The sequence below is a fragment of the Desulfosporosinus acidiphilus SJ4 genome, assembly GCF_000255115.2.
Lineage (GTDB): Bacteria > Bacillota > Desulfitobacteriia > Desulfitobacteriales > Desulfitobacteriaceae > Desulfosporosinus > Desulfosporosinus acidiphilus.
Map to the genome: position 1 here is coordinate 4030357 of NC_018068.1, position 18863 is coordinate 4049219.

13 protein-coding genes are annotated in these 18863 nt (G+C 40.3%); 6 read left to right on the plus strand and 7 right to left on the minus strand.

Annotated elements, in window-relative coordinates; all coding sequences use genetic code 11:
- Nucleotides 1-2: 2 nt before the first annotated feature.
- The gene (locus DESACI_RS18515) at nucleotides 3-944 is read right to left on the minus strand and encodes a HamA C-terminal domain-containing protein (RefSeq protein ID WP_014828743.1); all 942 of its coding nucleotides are present in this window, start codon (nucleotides 942-944) and stop codon (nucleotides 3-5) included.
- 534 nt (nucleotides 945-1478) lie between these two features.
- On the opposite strand from DESACI_RS18515, the gene DESACI_RS18520 reads away from it, so the two are divergent.
- Entirely contained in the window at nucleotides 1479-1694 is a 216-nt protein-coding gene (locus tag DESACI_RS18520; protein ID WP_014828744.1) for a helix-turn-helix domain-containing protein, read from the plus strand.
- A 975-nt stretch (nucleotides 1695-2669) separates the two neighbouring features.
- On the opposite strand, the gene DESACI_RS18525 is transcribed toward DESACI_RS18520, so the two are convergent.
- From DESACI_RS18525 to DESACI_RS18545, 6 genes are all read right to left on the minus strand, one after another.
- On the minus strand, nucleotides 2670-5939 hold the full coding sequence (locus tag DESACI_RS18525) for a UvrD-helicase domain-containing protein (protein ID WP_014828745.1): 3270 nt from the start codon (nucleotides 5937-5939) through the stop codon (nucleotides 2670-2672).
- Nucleotides 5932-8982 carry a PD-(D/E)XK nuclease family protein gene (locus DESACI_RS18530; protein ID WP_014828746.1) on the minus strand — a complete coding sequence of 1017 codons (3051 nt, stop codon included), beginning with the start codon at nucleotides 8980-8982 and terminating at the stop codon, nucleotides 5932-5934. Before DESACI_RS18530 ends, DESACI_RS18525 begins: the two co-directional genes overlap by 8 nt.
- Nucleotides 8983-9495: 513 nt before the next feature.
- Nucleotides 9496-9669 carry a hypothetical protein gene (locus DESACI_RS24620; RefSeq protein ID WP_158310196.1) on the minus strand — a complete coding sequence of 58 codons (174 nt, stop codon included), beginning with the start codon at nucleotides 9667-9669 and terminating at the stop codon, nucleotides 9496-9498.
- A gap of 42 nt (nucleotides 9670-9711) precedes the next feature.
- Nucleotides 9712-10395 carry a metallophosphoesterase gene (locus tag DESACI_RS18535; RefSeq protein ID WP_014828747.1) on the minus strand — a complete coding sequence of 228 codons (684 nt, stop codon included), beginning with the start codon at nucleotides 10393-10395 and terminating at the stop codon, nucleotides 9712-9714.
- 769 nt (nucleotides 10396-11164) lie between these two features.
- Nucleotides 11165-12337 carry an ATP-binding protein gene (locus tag DESACI_RS18540; RefSeq protein ID WP_014828748.1) on the minus strand — a complete coding sequence of 391 codons (1173 nt, stop codon included), beginning with the start codon at nucleotides 12335-12337 and terminating at the stop codon, nucleotides 11165-11167.
- Nucleotides 12338-12352: 15 nt separating this feature from the next.
- Nucleotides 12353-13711 (minus strand): sigma-54-dependent transcriptional regulator, encoded by a 1359-nt coding sequence (locus DESACI_RS18545; RefSeq protein ID WP_014828749.1) that lies wholly within the window; start codon nucleotides 13709-13711, stop codon nucleotides 12353-12355.
- Between the two features lie 413 nt (nucleotides 13712-14124).
- On the opposite strand from DESACI_RS18545, the gene DESACI_RS18550 reads away from it, so the two are divergent.
- The 5 genes from DESACI_RS18550 (at nucleotide 14125) to DESACI_RS25880 (ending at nucleotide 18850) form a co-directional block, all read left to right on the plus strand.
- Nucleotides 14125-14715: a hypothetical protein gene (locus DESACI_RS18550; RefSeq protein WP_014828750.1), complete on the plus strand. Its 591-nt coding sequence runs from the start codon at nucleotides 14125-14127 to the stop codon at nucleotides 14713-14715.
- A gap of 24 nt (nucleotides 14716-14739) precedes the next feature.
- The gene (locus DESACI_RS18555) at nucleotides 14740-16092 is read left to right on the plus strand and encodes a 4Fe-4S binding protein (protein WP_014828751.1); all 1353 of its coding nucleotides are present in this window, start codon (nucleotides 14740-14742) and stop codon (nucleotides 16090-16092) included.
- A gap of 254 nt (nucleotides 16093-16346) precedes the next feature.
- Nucleotides 16347-17663, plus strand: a complete 1317-nt coding sequence (locus tag DESACI_RS18560; protein WP_014828752.1) for a cytochrome c biogenesis ResB family protein — start codon at nucleotides 16347-16349, stop codon at nucleotides 17661-17663.
- A gap of 51 nt (nucleotides 17664-17714) precedes the next feature.
- Complete coding sequence (ccsB, locus tag DESACI_RS18565) at nucleotides 17715-18554, plus strand: c-type cytochrome biogenesis protein CcsB (RefSeq protein ID WP_014828753.1); 840 nt, start codon at nucleotides 17715-17717, stop codon at nucleotides 18552-18554.
- 86 nt (nucleotides 18555-18640) lie between these two features.
- Nucleotides 18641-18850, plus strand: a complete 210-nt coding sequence (locus tag DESACI_RS25880) for a cytochrome c biogenesis protein CcdA (protein ID WP_158310197.1) — start codon at nucleotides 18641-18643, stop codon at nucleotides 18848-18850.
- Nucleotides 18851-18863: the final 13 nt, after the last annotated feature.

The following is an 18863-nucleotide window of genomic DNA, read 5'->3' on the forward strand; positions in this document are numbered from 1 at the left end:
CCTCACATACTTTGCATATGCCACAGTCTTTCATGGAGTTTAATCATTAGTTCTTTTTTGCTTTTAACAGGGAAAAGCAAGAGTACTATATTTAGGCGACTCTTTAGGGGATGATCATTATTATCATCAAAATATTTCTTTAATTGCCGGATATTATTTTCGTGATAAACTGTTGCTTTCCGGTCATTCATATCAGAGTATAGTTTATAAACATCATGTGTATATGTACATAACAAAGGAATGTTCACAATGTTGATTTTATCACTCAGCTTATTACAGGAACATAACTTTTTAATCCATTCATCTCTTTGTGGAATATTGTTGTTTTCAAGATTTTTCTTAACAATAATAAACTGTTCGTCTAAATAATCTTTTTTGAAATGATTTGATAAGTCACCTAGTAATTCCTTGATACCTCTTTTACCATCAGTGTAAAATTTACTTTCGCCTAGCCAGAGAGTGCTTTCATTTGGTGATATATGCACAGAATCAAACCCATGAGCAGGGACACCATGTGAATCTTTGAAAAACACTTTGGATATAAGAGGTACTGTTCCCTTGAAATCCCTTAAAATCAAATGCAATAATAATTCTCCAAACTCTCCTCGTGTTGCATTCTTTGATTTTTGTATCTCATTTAGAACACTTTTATCTTGTTCTAAGTAGTATTTTCTCATTAGTTCATATTCTTTTATCTTATAAATACATTTAGCGGCCTCGCGCAACTTATCAACTGTGTCATTTTGGGGAATACTAGGATTCTCGTAATGAGCAAAGACATATTCTGGTATAGTATTTATAATAGCTCTCGATAATTCATCTAGCATGTATATGGGGTTGCCAAAATCGTCAATATCCATGTCAACAAGAAATGAATTAAGTTCGCATTCATTAATTTTAAGTAGAATTATATTCTTCTTATCGAAATTTCTTGTTGCCATCATTTCACATCCTTAGCTATTTCTACGCTTATTTCTGTTGCTACTAATTAGCTAACGCCATGCTAGAAAATTCGCACAGTAAATGTCGTGTCCAAAATATCTAAGTTTTTGTATATAGAACTCCAACGTTCCCTGTGCTGCAAATTATTAATCCAAATAAAATTCAAGTTTCAAATAAAGATTCACATTTCTCAAGGGAGAGAGCGGTTTTCTCAATATCCAGATTAATTATCCGCTTTATTGTTTCCACATCTTTCCTCCATTTCCTCCTAGGATTGTGGAATTAACCCAAGAAAAAACATAAAGAGCCAGATTATACAATGAACCTAGCAATTTTCGTAAAAATTTATTAAACGCACAAAGGATTGTAGACGGCACAGAGCATTGCGACTCTCCAAGAGATTGGCTACACTTATCCCACTATAGAATATCCCCTCAAAGTACACCACTAGGGTTAACGTGACATATAGTCCGTTGATATATAGTCATCATTCCGTATAAACTAAACCAAATCATGATCTTGTGGAGTGTTGATGAATGGACATTAAAATCGCTGTAGGTCAAAGAATTAAAGAGTTAAGAAAAATACGTGATATTACACAAGAGCAATTAGCATATATTTCTGAACTTGATAGAACATATATTAACAGCGTTGAAAATGGAAGAAGAAATATCTCCATTGTTAACCTTGAGAAAATCACAATAGGACTCAAGGTGAAGTTGGATGATTTCTTTGATGATAAACTCTTTTAAGTCATGATTTACGTTTATCGGGAATGTAAATTATGGTATGGATCTTAGCTACATTACACTCCCTCTTTTTTGTTTTGGGGACAGTTACTTATTTCCCTGAATTATACACACATGAACTTTGAGCTCCTAAAGTGACGTGAAAACCAGTAAACCCTAGAGCTAAAGTTTGTGCATTTACCTTGCTTGTAATGGAGTGCATTAAGGTACAGTACAGGAGTTCGAGCGCCAATTTTTCGGATTTACTTAGCTACTTTTCCGACGTAACAGCCACTCGATTGTTGGCTTGTTATAGTTACGAAGGAGTAGAACTAATGGCTGGCAAGAAGGAAGACCTGAAACGGTGACCCTTATTGATTTATTGCAATATAATGCAATTATTTTACTTCACCGAATCATCACTTAACACAATAATAGGGATATAAAAGCGCCTGTTGCTATGTATAAACTACAACTACAGGCGTTTTTACTTTATGAAAAATTAGACGGGAGGACACACCTCAGATGATATCCCTTTCTTGTCTTGCTCGCATAGTAGGAATGATTACTCATGTAACTTGTTGAAAACCAAGTCAAATCAAATCGTTAACACTTACTTAGGTAATTGAACAAGGTCGATTGTAGATTCGTAAGGGCTACCTTTGGTAGGTTATTATTCCCCGGCAGTACACGAGCTTTTGCTCTTTTTCCTTTCCACCTAGTTATTAGACTTTTACCAATAAAAAAACTACGCTAGCCCGAAGCGCGTAGTTTCTAAAAAGCTGTTAATCACTGTTTGAAAATCCCCCCTAGATTAATTCAGCGTTATGTGTCTTATAGCTCACAATAAAAGACTCGTTTCAATAAAATAAAGCAGAAAAAATAGGTTTAAGAATTTTTTCTCAATGTTAATTGAAGAATCTTTTTAATACATTGGATAAGCTAGGTCAATATATGAATTTTGGCTAAAATTGATACCTGTAAATATCAAATGTCTCTTCAACAAACACTCATTACTTGTTCTTTATCAATAAAGTAAATTTCTCCACTACAATTTTCTCCAGTAATGTCTTCCCAAACATGACAATACGTCTTGACTTGCTGTGAGTAATACTCAATTATAGTACTTAAATCACTAACGTCTTGTACCCTGTCAGCTTTGTAATCTACGATCACCCAACTCTCATGTTCTTTAAAGACTAAATCTATGACTCCGGAAAGAACAACCGCTATGGCGTCTTCTTTCTCCATAGTTAGCTGTGCAAAAAACGGATCGTTTGGTGTAACTTTCAACGAGAACGGTACTTCCGTATACCTTATATCTGCCTTAACGATTCTCTTCCACAAATCCGATTTCCTAAAGGATTCTACTACTTGAATCACTTCGTCTTTTCTGTCTGGTGGCTCACCATTTTCTTGAAGAGCCATCAGAATGATTCGATCTAACTCATCTTCTCCTTTAACAAGTTCCTCGAAAACTTTGTGGATCACTAAACCCCACGAAATTCCTCCACCACTTCCCCTTTTTATTTCATGAGTAAACAAATTTCGTTTTAGTCCAGTGGGTGATTCCGTACGATAAGTTGGTATTGATGAATTGGCAATCCAATCGTGAAAGTGTTCATTTGCTTCTATGAAATGCTGAGGCTTGAACTCTACCGTGAGATCTTCCTTGTCCAACAGTTTAACGGCTTGTTCCGGTACTATTAGTTCTTCAGCTGCCCCTTCGAGCAGTAAAGCCCAAGGGTTTTTCCTCATATCCTTATCTTTAAGACTTCGACTCACAATTAGCAAATTTTTGCTACGTGTTGCCGCAACATATACGAGTCGGTCTTCCTCCGCACTGAGATACCTTAACTCATCGTCTTTGTAATCTTCCCACCCCAAAGGTTGGGCAAGACACTCTGTCTGAAATCCCTTCTGGCGGGTGAATGCAAAATATCCCACGGGCTCTTGCCCTTGTCGTCGGATATGAATCTCTACCCGTTCCGGCACTTTCTTATACGGTTGCGCCAAAAAAACAACCGGTGCTTCTAACCCTTTAGCTTTATGCAGGTTCATCAGACGTACTACGTTTTCTTCCTTAGCAGATAAGTTCAATTCCTCTTCATTCGACGCGGATAATAGTGACCCCAGAACTATAACCATCTGATCAAAACGGGTCTTACCACTTCTTTCTGCATGACGTAAAAGTTCAACAGCTTGATAAAGATACGCACAGCGACTTTGACTCCCATTTATGCCTATTGTAAATGGAACAAGGCCAATGTCAGCAATAATTTTGCTCAAAACAACGGTAGGCATTGACTGTCCAATCAAGTTAAAGTAATCTCTTAGCTTATTAAGCGCGTTGCCATACTTATGTGTCAACTCTGTATCAATTTCCTCTGGGATGGGGCTAAAGATGTTAAAATTCCCTCCAGCCCTTTTGATTTGATAGAGATCATCGTCGCTTATCCCAAAGAACATCCCTTTTAGAACTCCAATCAACAATACTTGATTATCTGGGTCGTCTAATACCCTTACCAGCTTATATAGTTCTATCAGCTCTCTTGAGTTCTTTAACGAACTTGCACCAGTAATACCAAAGGGAATTCCATGTTTCTCCAAAGCCCGTGCATAACAATCCATGCTGTCCTTAAACCGGAGAAGAATCAAAAAATCTCTCGGCTCGGCCTTTAGGGTCTGTTCACCACTTGAATGACAGTCCGGTTGAATTTGGGAAATGCCCTTATCCAGTGAATGACGTATGTAGCGGGCAATTAAGTCAGCATCCGCAGAGAAAATCTCATCTTTATTGGTATACTCCTCAGGGATGTTCAGTATACGAACCCCAACTGCTGCATTCCCATTCGGTCTTAAGGCTTGTAGCGGGCTAAATTCAGCTTGATAGGGACTTTCAAGTTCTGGGAAGATCCTTCTAAAGATTGGATTCAGAAAATCTCCAAGCGCTTCAACCGAACGAAAATTGGAAGTAAGCTTTAATACTTCTCCGCCACCAGCTACGATAAGCCGCTTTACAAGGTTGTAGGTCTCAATGTCTGCCCTACGGAACCGGTAAATTGACTGTTTCTGATCACCTACCACGAAAAGCGCACCTCTTTTAGGTATAAGTTTGCGCCAATCTTTTTCGTCAGTATCTTGACCGGTTAAATAGAACAATATCTCTGCTTGTAGAGGGTCAGTATCCTGAAATTCGTCAACCAATATGCGTGGGTATTTGCCCTGAAAATAAGTTCTTACCTGCGGGTGGTCACGAAGCATGTTTCTCGTAATGAGTAACAGATCCTGAAAATTCAAGGTTGATCGTTTGAACCTTTCTTGTTCGTACAAGCGTACTGCAGGGATAATAAATTCAATGAGGATGTGGTGACAGTATTCTCGCCATGTTTGCATGAGAGGAGTAACATTCCCTTCGGCAAAATTATTAAATTCATCCCGGAACTGTTTTGCCTCCCCCGCTGTATTCCAGCCCTTTTGAGTTACTTTAAACTGCCTATCAAAGATTTTAAGCAAAGAGATCATATTAGATTCTATAGTGAGGTCGAAATATTCAAGCTGCCTATTAGCTTTTAAGATCGCTTTTTGAAGACTGTCCCAGCCCTTTTCAGGTTCTTGAGAAGGGAGAGTTTGTTTTGCTCGTTTAACGAGAAGCGTCAGCCTTTCAAAAGCTTGCTTTATGTCAGGCTTTAGTACTTCTGTATATGCCATTAATACATCGGGATACTGACTTAAGTAACCGAAGGCTGGTTTTAACTCGGTGACCTTGATTCCAATATTATTCAGACTGTCTAGAAGTTGAGGAGAATCAAACTTAACATTTAGGAGATAACTCTCCCACACATTGTCCTGTAATTGAGTTTCTTCAATAGAATTCAATTCCTCAAATTCCGGGTCCAGCCCAGCTTCAACAGACCTTTCCCGTAATAGAGAAGCACAGAAAGAATGTATTGTACCTAAAAAGCTCTCGTCTAAATCGATGAGCGCTTGTTGTAATCTTTCTTTAACCTCAGAAACTTGTTCTGTCCGACAAGCTTCTTCGAGCTCTGTTTGAAAACGCTCCCTCAGTTCGGTTGCAGCCTTGCGAGTGAATGTAATCGCTGACATTTGCCCTACTGTTATTGCGCCACTCTTTACTAAACTTAACATACGCCGAATCAGACAAGTAGTTTTTCCTGCTCCCGCACCAGCTTCTACTACGTAATTAATTTGAAGACTTTTTTCAATTTTTCTTCTTTCAAGAAGATCGGAAGGCTTGTTTTTAGGCATAACTTCTTAACCTCCTAAAAGCGTCAACCATCATTTTCTGAAGACTTTGCGGCTCCCGTGATGATCGGTTACAAGCTTCAGCGTAATCGCAGAACGTGCAATCATTATCATCTTCTGTCATGACATAAATTCCTTGGGTAAGTAACACAAGAAGTTGATCAAGAATCTCGTAAAAACTATCCCGTTTTACTTGACTCCGAAGGACTCGTTTACCTTCGCCTTTGACAGTTGGGAAGATATACCCGCTTTCAATTACCTTCGGGTTAGAGGAAATTCCTTTTTGTAGAAAGATCTGCTCCACAGCAAGAGGATATAAAGCATGTTGCAGCTGCCTGCCCCCCTTGAAATGCTCCCTGTCTGAGTATCCATAGGTACTGCCCGTCTTATAATCCCAAACTTTGTAACCAGCAGACGTTTTGTCTACCCTGTCAATCTTACCTTTTAAATAAAATCTTCCCCCATTTGGCATGGTAATTGATATTGCTTCCACTTCACCAAGTCCAGCATTATCTCCCGACATACCAAATGTTAATTCGAAATACTCGGGGTGAGAGTTTTGTGCCTCAACTTCTTCAGATCTTAAAAACACTCTGCAAGAATCAAGTAGATTTCGTCGATCCTGCTCAAAAACTAACTCATTTGGCGGTGGTACTTCCGACCTCTGTAGTGTAATAAGTTCATCGGCAAGTTCAAATAGATAATTTTGATGTTTGACCAACCCCGGCTTAGCACCCAATTCTTGTAGTTCTCTATAGAATTTATAAAAAATTGCATGGAACAAGCTCCCTTTAGTTTTACTGTCGAGCCATCTATTCGGATCATACGTTAGTTCTTCCCGAGGTACGACCCTTAAGACATAGCGTAGAAAATACGAATAGGGACATTTAGCGAGAGTTTCAAGTTCGCTACAAGACAAAATAAGATTATGATTTACAGTCGGGTCTAACATCGCACCGTCAATTTTAACTAACCCATCATGCACAGTTAAGCCGACCCCTTGTTTTTTTATGTCCGCTTGTAATCCGTTATAAAGAGCAGGATAAAGTGATTTTATTGAAGTTAAATCTAATTTCTTTCCAGAAGTAAGTTGGTATAACCACCATTCCGTCGCCCCCAAAGCTTCCTCGGGCTCGTATGGGATAAAACCTTTTCTTTCACCCAGAGATTTTATGAGGTCGCTATAGTCTTGGGTCTCATCACCCGTTAGCAAACGGTACAGTTGCAAAAGAACAGCCGCCGGAAAGACTACTCTGTTTTCGGCTGTATCAAACGCCGTATAACTGGCGGTAAGTGATCCAGAAACTGTGCCTAAGAATTGGACTAAATCATAAGTCTTTTCTTTATATCTAAGACCTCGTAGCGGGAGTTCATAACCTAAATTCTCGCGTTCTACATCTAACAGAATGGGATCTTCTATTCTTGATCCTGGGAAACGGTTTGCATCGAGCCCGACAACAAAAACATGAGGTCGATCAATATATATACCCGCACGGTAGTGGTCTACATGCAAATAACCGGGTTTAGGGTTCGAAGCGTTGACCTGTTTTTCACTTATGACTGAAAGCCTACTGTAGATTTCTTTAAGTTCCATGCCTTCTTGAAACCAGTCTCTAATCATGAGTAAATGTTCACATATAACTTTCTTTGCATCACCATCAGCAATGTTTTTAACTAAACTAAAGTTATGCATCAACTTAAGAAGCCATCCAGCAAATTTGCCATAAGAGAAGTTGCCCACTAAATTCGGTTCTGGAAACAAGTCAAATATATCGACGAAAAATTCTTTCAGCCATTTAAGACTTAGCAATTTACTTTGCATGAAGGAATCACTGTCCCGTACCTGCTTACCCGTGTCTTCAATTTCTTGTTCCAACAGAGATATTGCTTTTTCCAACTCCGTAGCGTATCGTTCCTTCCCCCATCCAATGCTACTATTCCTTAGCAATCGTATAATGGATAACTTTGATGGAGCATCTTGATCGGAGAGGTTGAGTCCTCCGTTTAAGAGCAAGGGGATAAAATCGGACACACGAAATCCGTTTTCTGCCCAGGTCAGGAGTCCGTGATACAGTCGTCCAGGACTTGTAAAGCGGATATTTATGCCCGATCCGAATGTTACAGGTAAGTTCAATTCCTGTGTCAGGGTAAATGTCAAAGGGGCATAAGGACCTTCGGTTGTATAATAAATCGCGGTTTGGTCAAACGGAAGTTCCCGTTTCTTTATCTTTCTTAGTACTTCATTCAGTTCGTTCGATTCCCCGTAAGATCTGAATAACTCCACCGGTAATACTTGCTGGTTGGCTGATGCATTCGGCAGATCATACAACCATAGCAACTTATTAAGTGCACTAATATCCTTTTCAACAGGTAGGATATTGTTTTCTAAAGGAGCATACGCTGCAATGCCCTTTGGTCGGGGCAAGTGAAAAACTTCATAATCACGTTTGGTAAGCAACTCTAAAAAGTCTCTTTCGAGTGAAGTTAGCTTAAGGTTTGATAGAACAATATATGTGCGTGATGTTGCACTCATTTTTGGGGTGATGGCTTCAGTGTAGAGGTCCGATAGGTCTAAAAAACCTCGGCTCTGAAGCTCCTTTTCGTATTCTGCCCATATGTGTAGAATATCTTCTCCTTTAGCAGTGTTAACAAACTTGGTCGGTGAAACTTTGTCCATCGTCAGTTCTTGCATCTTTAACTCGTTAATTGCGTTGTAGATGACCCTACTGACCCCAGGCGTCACCTCCAAACAGTTAAAGTATGTTAGTTTGCCCGTATCGCTTAAATTCTTTAAAATTCCGATGAACAGCTCTTGGCCCAATGCAGTCGGTATAATTGAGCGCTTACTCCTAAAAAGCATTTGCTTGCAAACTTCTTCTGCCAGGCCTGACAAAGTCATTATTTTGAGGTTCAACGGCTTTAACCCACTTTTGGTACAGCCATCTATTAACTGCCTACCCGCAGAAAATTTAGGGACTATCAATACCTTTTCGCCTAATGGGTTTTTCTTAAAAATACTGTCTAACTGGTTTATCAATGCTTTCATTTCCTCCCAGACCTCCCACCGCAAACACCTATTCAGCCATTTTACCCTTGTTTAAAAAACCTGATGAATGTTATGAACTAACGTAAAATCTAAAGTATTAGTGATATAGTTCACCTCCAGTTTTAAGTTATAATAATACTTAACTTTATTGACGATTTATAAAATACTAGCAAAAATAAACAATAAAAAAGACCAGCTCAGTGTAAGCTAGTCGTCTTTAAAGCGTAAGCATCATAGTTCTTTCTTTTTGGGGAAAAGAAATCCAAAGGCACTCTATTCACTCTCACTTATAATAATATCATTCAAGATATTTTAATATATTTTTATCTTAATGTAAAATTTTTACTAAAAGAATTGTTTTAAGAGGTTCACCATTCTCTATACTCTTGAGAAACTCGCGGTACTCGAATCTGAATCGATTTATGCCTAATGGAATTTTTAGATAGACTTCGTCGTGTGAAACATATGATTTGACGTAGCATTCGTCAAGCATATGTTTCTCTATGCCCACTTCTAATACATAATGATCATGAAGTCTCTTTGGGCTGTTTCTCTTTTTGACAAAGCAATTTTAGAGATTTCACTCTGTTCTTCCTGGGTTAAAAGTTTAATTGGCAAGTCGCTAACTGGCTTCCGGTCGATGTCAGACGCCAGCGAATTTTCGATAAAGCCTTTTTTGACCATCACCTTTAAAAATTAGTGAAGGATGATTTTCTTTTCAGTCTTCAATTAAAGCTTTAAAACTTGTTCATACAATAGCCTATGTTTTTGATCAACTTGTCTATCATCGTGATAATGACCGAAATACCATTGCCTATAGTCTAATTTCTCTTCTAAAACTTGAAAATACATGTTGATATCTGTTAAACCTTTCGTCCATAACCCTGCCATCAATTTCTCAAATACATTTTGAGAACAATCGTGAGTAATTACATAATCGACTTGCCAATTATTCTTTTCTAAATTAATCATTCCTTCTTGATATTCTGCAATGGAAGGCATTTCTCTCTTCCACCATGTCTTACCTGCAATTCTACGCCCTTTATCTATTGAATCTGCCCCACCAAAAGCAAATAGTTTATTACCTTCAATAGTATAAACCTGACCCCTCATTAAATGAATAATACTATCGTTAATAAAATGAACCTTTCCACCATTCCACTCTGAAACAGGTAGAGAATCAAGAAAATCGTAATTTTCATGGTTCCCATCTACGAAAAGAGTAGTGAAATTTCTATTCGTCAGCCAATTTTTCCAATATAAATCCTCATTGCTGTTATCCCACCCAATTCCAAAATCTCCCGCCACAATGACAAAATCGTTCTTTGTCATTGTAGCTTGTTTAGGGAATTTTACTGTATTAAGCTTAGTTATGTCTATTTCACGGTGTGTATCACCTGTGATGTAAATCAAGCATCGTGCCTCCTTTAAAAACACTTAGGTGTAGCTGAATCGTTGTCCTTAACAGGTGAGATGAAAATCTGCAATCTCTTTCTTCTCCATAATCCCATTGATTCACCCATAAATAGGTATTTTTGTGGTAAGGTAAATAATCTTCTTCAGAGGTTTTTAGAGGGATATCTTCCACCTTGCATCCATCAATATCCAGACAAATCGATCGATCACAATTGTCAATGTCATCTCATGCTATGCTAAGGTCCAATTCAATACTGAAAAGAATTTTGAATAAATCAATGGCACGTAGTGGCCTCAAAGGCTTTGCATTATTTCTTAAAAACCTACTGACTTATTTTTTAACTATATTACCATACATGGCAAACATATTTTTCTCCTTTCTCAAATAATAATATTTTACCTCTATAAAGCAGCATTGTATATAAGTCACAATATACACAACAAATTAACTTAATAAGTAAGTACTATTTATATGCTATTTTTAAACTCTATTTTAAAACATGGCTTGGATATTACTTTGTAACTAAGCGGTTATTCTAAACAATGTCTTGAGCGCCATATCCATATATGTCGTTACGATCATAATCTGAGTGAACAGTTTGTTCTTATGTTCGAGAGCAAATTTCAAATACCGCAACGGCTGCTCCACTTTTTCCAAAGTAAATTTTGACTCATAAACCTCAACTTTCTCAAACCCCTTTTCGCAAGCCCAGACCTCTACTGCCTTCGTTACTTACCATCATAGATGCGACTTATACCCCACTTTTTAACGGCTACGTAAGCCGCTAATTGTGATGGCCTCATGCATTCCTCGTTCAGAACTTAAAGGCAGCAATATCTCTAGCTGAACCCCTCGTTCTCTCCGATTCTCAGCGGATATCTTCCCCCCATGCTGATCAAGAATGCGATGCACAACGGATAAGCCCAATCCGGTCCCTTTTTCCTTTGTCGTAAAAAACGGGTCATAAATATAGGGCATGGCGTCTGGCAAAATACCGGGTCCCTCGTCACTGACGACGAAACCTACAAAACCTTTCTGTTGAACTCCCTCTAGTCGGATAACACCACCTTCTCTCTGAGCATCAATGGCATTAAGCAAGATATTCAGGATCACTTGCTTCATCTGATCTGGGTCCACTTCAACCTCTTGATCGTTAACCTGGCTACGTGCTTGCATTAACTCAATATTGTGTTGCCGCAGGGCGGGTTGGATCAAGGTAACTCCTTCGTCCAAGAGTTTTCCTAAAGTGACCAGCTCTCGTACTGGTTCCCTCGGACGGGCAAAGGTCAGAAACTCGCTCACCAAGCGATTTAGCCGTTCACACTCTTCCAGCATCACCCTGCAGTATTCCGAAACGACTCCATCGTCGCTTTTTTCCTGAGCTAGGAGTTGAATACTCACTTTCATAATCCCCAAGGGATTGCGTATTTCATGAGCTAGCCCGGCACTCATATGCCCCAGCGCCGTTAATCGCTCAGTTTGTCGGATTTCGCCCTCTAATCGTTCGCGTTCCGAACCTTCTTGCTTTAACTTCTCTACTAGTTCCTTTTGAACAGTTAAGGCGATATGATATTTGCGTTTTGCCCTTCGTTCCTGTCCAGTTAAAAATCCTGTCAACCAGCCGATGACATTGATTAAGCAGATTTCTACCCATTGCGTATAAATGGCGGATGGATTCATGGCATGAAAATGCGTCATAAACGGTAAGATGAGGAGAGTAATTAGCAAGCCTGATAGGATTCCCCCAGTTGGACCAAAACGCATGGCTGCATAGATCACCGGAAGGTAGTACGCGAATTGCAATAGAATGTGGTAATTGGTTTCATAATGGTAATTCGTATAATGAATTGCCGTCAAAATCGCCACAATAAGTCCGATCGCGATGAGGTCAAACAGCGTTCGAGCTTGATTTTGATTGGGGAATTCGTGATTCAACATAAGCTAACCTCCTTTCTAAATACCCCAGTGAGAATCTATTCCGTATTTTTCCAGACGGTAAAAAAAGGCATGCCGAGAAAGCCCTAAGCGTTTTGCCGCCTGACTTTGGTTTCCCCCCGTTTGTTCCATGGCTTGCTGAAGGAAGGATTTCTCAATCTCTTCGAGGGAAACCCCTTCTGGCGGTAATACAAAAGATTCAGGGTTCTTTGCCGACTTTGAAGAAGTGTCCAAGAGGGGTAAACTATCCATCCCAATCACTGCCCCTAGAGAAATTATGACCATACGTTCCACGACATTTTCCAGTTCGCGTACATTTCCCGGCCAAGTATAGGTCATGAGCTGAGATAAGACTTCTGGGGTAAGGGTCTTGCTTCCCCCATAAGTCCTAAGTTTTTCCAAGAAATATTCGGACAAGCCAGGAATATCCTCCCGACGTTCCCGTAGGGGGGGCACGAAGATTGGAAACACATTAAGCCTGTAATATAAATCCTCTCGAAAGCGTCCTTCTTGAGCCTCCTTGAGTAAATCTCGATTCGTCGCCGCAATAATCCTCACGTCCACCTTAATGGTTTTTTCTCCACCCACTCGCTCGAACGTCCGCTCCTGGAGTACCCGCAACAATTTGGCTTGAACGTTGAATGACAACTCGCCGATCTCATCAAGGAAGAGCGTCCCACTGTCGGCTAGTTCAAACCGACCTGTCTTGCGGGCATTGGCCCCCGTAAAAGCTCCTTTCTCGTGTCCAAACAGTTCACTTTCCAATAGGGTCTCTGTCAATGCTGCACAATTCACCCGAATAAAAGGTCCACCAACACGCGGGCTTAGGGTATGAATGGCGTTGGCCACCAGTTCTTTTCCCGTGCCCGACTCACCTTGAATAAGTACAGTTGCAGGCGTTGGAGCAACACGTTCAACTAGATGTTTAACGGTTTGCATCTTCACACTATTCCCCACCAACTGCCAACCACCATTTTGAGCTTCTCCTTTCAAATAATCCACTTGCTCACGCAAGCTTTCTACTTCAAAGGCCTTGGCAACCGTAATCAACAGTTCATCTATATCAAACGGTTTCATCAAATAATCCTGAGCTCCAGCCTTCATGGCTTCAACTGCTGTGGAGGTGTTTCCGTGTGCAGTCATCATTACCAATAGTAAATCTGGATAATACTCTTTCAACGTGTGCAGGACGCTTAAGCCGTCAATCTTCGGCATTTTCAAATCCACAAGGACAAGATCCGGACGTTCAGCCAATGCACAATCTATGGCGAGTTGTCCATCCTCCACTGTTTCCACTTCGTAACCAGCTTTTGTCAAGGCCCGTTCTAGAACCCAGCGCATATTTGCTTCGTCATCAGCCACTAAAATCCGACGCACTTTCCCCACTCCCTTGAAATGTTACATATTAAGGATGTTCGGTCTTTAGCCGTGATCAAACACAGAAAGAGCATTCTCAACGCTTGCGAGAGTAACATCCCAAAAAATTTCAGTCTCACTTCTACGTCTAAGGAACTTTGGTATTAGAAGCTGGTGTGGGATAAGACACACTACACTGTGTTTTATCCCACACCATTGTCAATTATCGACCTCTTAAGAAAATTTCGAAGTACCCTTTCAAGACTTTTGAAGAGCATCAATAAATTTTTTCATAAACGTCGGAAGTGCACTTGTATCCTGACTAATCACTTCTCGACTTTTTCTTTATTACATCATAATCACAAACTAATCGCAACTTGGCATTGCTTTTGCAAGCTGATTGTTCGTCAATAATTTTTACAGGAGTGTGTTAAATGAATTACCCAACAAAACAAATGAAGAAAATCCTTCTTTCCCTATCCCTTATACTCTTAACTTTCTTGTTTGCTACAAATGCTCTAGCAGCATCTGCAGGACTTGAACAAGACACTGGCCCTTACCATGTAACTATGCAAACCAACCCAGAAAACCTTATGGCTAATCAAGCAGGAACCATGACTATGATCATTACAAATAAGGCTACCGGACAACCAGTGACTGGTGCCAAAGTAATGATGATGCCATCAACAATGATGGGTAGTAATGCTGGTAATGGCGGTAACATGGCTGGGATGGACATGTCTTCCGGAATGAACAAGCAGGGTGGCACGCCTATGCAAGAACAATCTAACATGGGTGGCATGGCTATGGCCTCTGGTTCTTACATGATGGAAGGGATGATGTTTAACCAACCCGGGCAATGGAACCAAGCTATTACTATTACTTCTCCTTTGGGTGAAAGCACTGTTAATTTCCCAATAACGGTCGGTAAATCCGGACCGAATTTCGTTCTTATTGGTAGTGTCGCCGGTGTTGTTGTGATCGCTGGAATACTCGCTGCAATCTTAAAGAAAAAGAAAAACTAAGCAAGAAAGTTGAGGTTCATTGTAATGTCTTCTAAAAAACAGCCCATAAACTTACTCAATATTCCTATACTCAAACGCTTTTTTAAAAGTCCTTTATATCCAAGAATCTTCCAATGGATTACTGTTTTAGTTTTTGGATTAATCATGTTCGAAACTTTAGCAGGTCCAACCAGCGTCGGCGAAAACTTTGGTTCCGCCGCCACTTGGGTTCTTTGGTGGCCATTAATCCCTTTTTTCTTCTTTCTGCTGGGTCGGTTTTGGTGTGGAATTTGCCCTTTTGCCTGGGTGAGCGATCTCACCCAAAAGTTATTTGGGGCTAACCTTAAGGTTCCGAACTTTATCCGCAAGAACGGTCTCTGGATCATCGATATTACTTTCATCTTTATCACCTGGTCGGATCACATTTGGGGGATTGTAGAATCTCCCCGAGGATCTGGAACCCTCTTACTACTTATCTTAGGTGGCGTAATGGTAACCGCTTTGCTCTTTGAACGCCGCACCTGGTGTCGTTATCTATGTTTTCTTGGTAGTTTGTCCGGCAACTATTCCCGGGCTGGTATGTTAGAACTCCGGGCTGACAAAGAAACCTGTAAAACCTGCAAAACGAAAGATTGTTATAAGGGAAGTGCTAAAGCCCCTGGTTGTCCGATGTTTGAGTTTCCGATGACTATGGAAAACAACGCCAATTGTAATCTCTGTGGTAGCTGCATTAAAAGCTGCCCAAATGATTCGATCCGCTTAACCCCCCGTAAACCGACCAGTGAATTTTGGTCGATGACTAAGGCACATTTTGAAGAGTCTTTCTTAGCGATTGTCATCGTCGGAATTGTGTTTGTCCAAAACATTACTATGTTAGACTTATACCCGTCCTTCCTCAAGTGGGTAGAGCTGACCTTGGGTATTGGTAATGAAAATATCGCCTTTACGATCCTCTTTATCTTTGCTATGACTACTCCGGTATTATTACTGTTCGCAGCCACCGCAGTTTCTAAGCGTTCAACCGGTGAGACTCTACGTAATGCCTTTGCGCGTTTTGGCTATGCAGTCATTCCACTTGACCTTGCTTCCCACATGGCCCATAACTTGTTCCATCTTCTGGCTGAAGGGAAAGCAACTTACTATACTTTTATGGGGCTGTTCGGGGTGCATGTTGAAGGGTCAACCTCATTCATTGCTGACCCAACAATTCAAATAATGCAATACTTCTTAGTCATCGTCGGAACTCTCGGTTCCATGTACGCGGCTTATAGAATTGCCAAACGGAACTATGGTGTAAGTAAAGCCTTATCCGTCTCCATGCCGTATTTACTTGTCATCTTGCTCTTCGGTATCCTAAACTTCCTTACCTTTACAGTAAGAATGGCAATGCGTATGTAGATTCGGAAATCAGAAGTCGGAGGCCAGGCCAGATTAGGTACGACTAATAGCAATTTTAGGTTAAATTTAAGCGCACTCGCGAAATCGGGTGCGTTCATTTTAAATATGGGCGGCTTACTTAGGAAACCTTTAAAACGGGGAAACAAAAGGACACCCTTTTTGGGGTGGCTTCATATATCAAAGAAATTTGAATTGATTGATATTTTTTGTTTAAGGAATACAATGCATCTTTAAAAGGCATGGAGGTTCAAATAATGACGGAAGAGTCGCCAAATGTGACGGACAAGCTCTGGACATTTTTTAGTTCTATGAAAACTGGACTGGCTCTTTTAGGGTCAATTGCAATTATCTCAGGAATTGGTACCCTTATCCCACAAGAAGCTCAAGATCCCGAAAAGGCCAAGGCTGTAGGTAGGATATGGCAAACCCTAGGATTTACCCATCTTTTTAGTACTCCTTGGTTTCGGTTAATTTTGGGATTGCTTTGCCTGAATTTGATCGTTTGTAGTATTCAAAGATTTAGTGGGATCTGGAATCTTACGTTTAAACCACAGATCCCTTTTAAGACCACCAATGTTCCACAAAAAATCGGAGTAGAAATTATGGGAGAAACAGCTTCCCTTCGCCATTCAGTTGAAAAGGTTCTTGAAGGTAAGGGCTATCTATTAAAAACCCAGGAAAGCGATGAGGGTTGGGGCTTTCATGGTGTAAAACATCGTTGGGGTTATTGGGGCTCTTTTATTACCCATCTTGCTTTTGTTGTTTTAGTAATTGGGGCATTATTAGGGAGCGCCTTTGGTTTTATAGGCTATTTTATGGCCGGCGAGGGAACTATGGTTCCCATCCAATCAATTCAGGTCAGTAAAGGTCGGATCACCCAGGATTTTAATATTTTTATTAACTCAGCACAGGATCGCACTTTGCCTAACGGAGACAGGGATAATTGGTACACAGATTTAAGCATCATAGTTAAAGGTAAAGAAGTAGCTAGACAAACACTTTCGGTTAATCATCCTTTTAGTTACCAAGGCGTGACATTCTATCAATCTAATTTTACTAATGGTGCACGCCTCACCGCTGACATTAAGGGGCAGAAAAGTAAAGTCATCTTACAGAACCAGGGGCAAAACTACTTTCAGGCTCCTGGTACGGATCTGTATTTGATTGTTGCTGACATGAGTAAGGACAGTCGTAATCCTGGCATTCATTATCAGGTGTATAAAGGTACTGGACTACAACCGATCCAAAGCGGACAACTGACCACTGGGCAGACAGCGGATATTCAGGGTTCATATAAGGTAACTTTTGAGGGGAACTCCGGTTTTACAGGACTGCAAGTTAAGAAAGACCCAGGGGTATGGCTAATTTGGCTTGGTTGTTTTCTTTTGGTAGGCGGTTTGCTACTAGCTTTCCATTGGCAGCCGATGGTGGTTTCAGGAATAATAACCCAGAACGGGGCTCGGGGTAAATTATTTTTTGGGGCTGCTTCCGGCAAATACGTTTCTAGAGTTAAAGATGAGTTCGAGAATTTAGTAAGTATGGTTAAGGAAAATATCAATCATTCAAAGTAGTTCAGCTTTTTGCGCATATCATTTGCGCTCTAAAGTACAAGGAGGTCGTTTATGGGCTTGCAAGGATTGGAAACATCCATGTTTTACCTTATGTTAGCAGCTTATATTATTAGCATGGTGTTGTATTGGGTTTATTTAGGCAGCAAAGACGAAATGTTCGGGTATTTTGCTACTATTATTACGTTTATAGGGCTAATCGGTAACACTGCGGCGATTGTTGTAAGAATGATTATCGCACAACGCCCACCCCTTTCAAATGGGTATGAATTTATCTTAACGTTTTGTTGGGGGATAGTCGCTGTCTATTTGTTCACGGAATTACGATTTAAGATTAAGTATTTAGGATCATTTGTGATGCCAGTACCTTTCTTGTTGATAATGTTTATCATAATGTCAATGGGACCAGAGGAACGTCTTGTCCAAGCGATTCCTCCTGCTCTCAAGAGCCAGTGGTTAACGTTCCATGTAGTTACTGCTATGTTTGCCTATGGGGCTTTTGCAATCTCTTTTGGATTAGGGTTAATGTACTTGCTAAAATGTCAAACGCTCGCAAAGTCCTCCCATAACTCATCAAGAATTCCTTCCTTGCAAGTTCTTGATGAATTATCCTATAAAATAGTCGGGTTTGCTTTCCCACTTCTGACGCTTTGTATCATCACGGGAGCAATTTGGGCAAATTACGCTTGGGGTACCTATTGGTCTTGGGACCCTAAAGAGACTTGGTCACTAATTACTTGGATTATTTACGCGGGATATTTGCACGCGCGCTTAATGTATGGCTGGAAAGGAAAAAGAGCTGCTTGGATGGCTGTCTTCGGATTTTTGGCCGTGTTATTTACTTTCTTTGGAGTAAATTATTTCTTGCCTGGTCTTCATTCTTATGCTTCCTAAAGTAAGTGCTAAGTTATTGCGGAAGTATGTTTTCACAACGATACTAGGCTGAAATCTAACTATGTGCTCAAATGAGGAGGATTTTCATGCAAGGGCGACGCCTCTGGACCATCGTAGGTGCAGTGGGCGTGTTTGCAATCGTTATGGTGTACGTTTGGTTTGCTGCTCGGTATGCGTCCGGAATCAACACAGGTATCCACCCGACTCTTTGGCTGGCTTTTATTGCGGGGTTGCTTTCTTTTGTTTCCCCGTGTTGTCTACCACTGTATCCATCGTATATTTCCTATATTTCCTGAATTACTTTTTCTA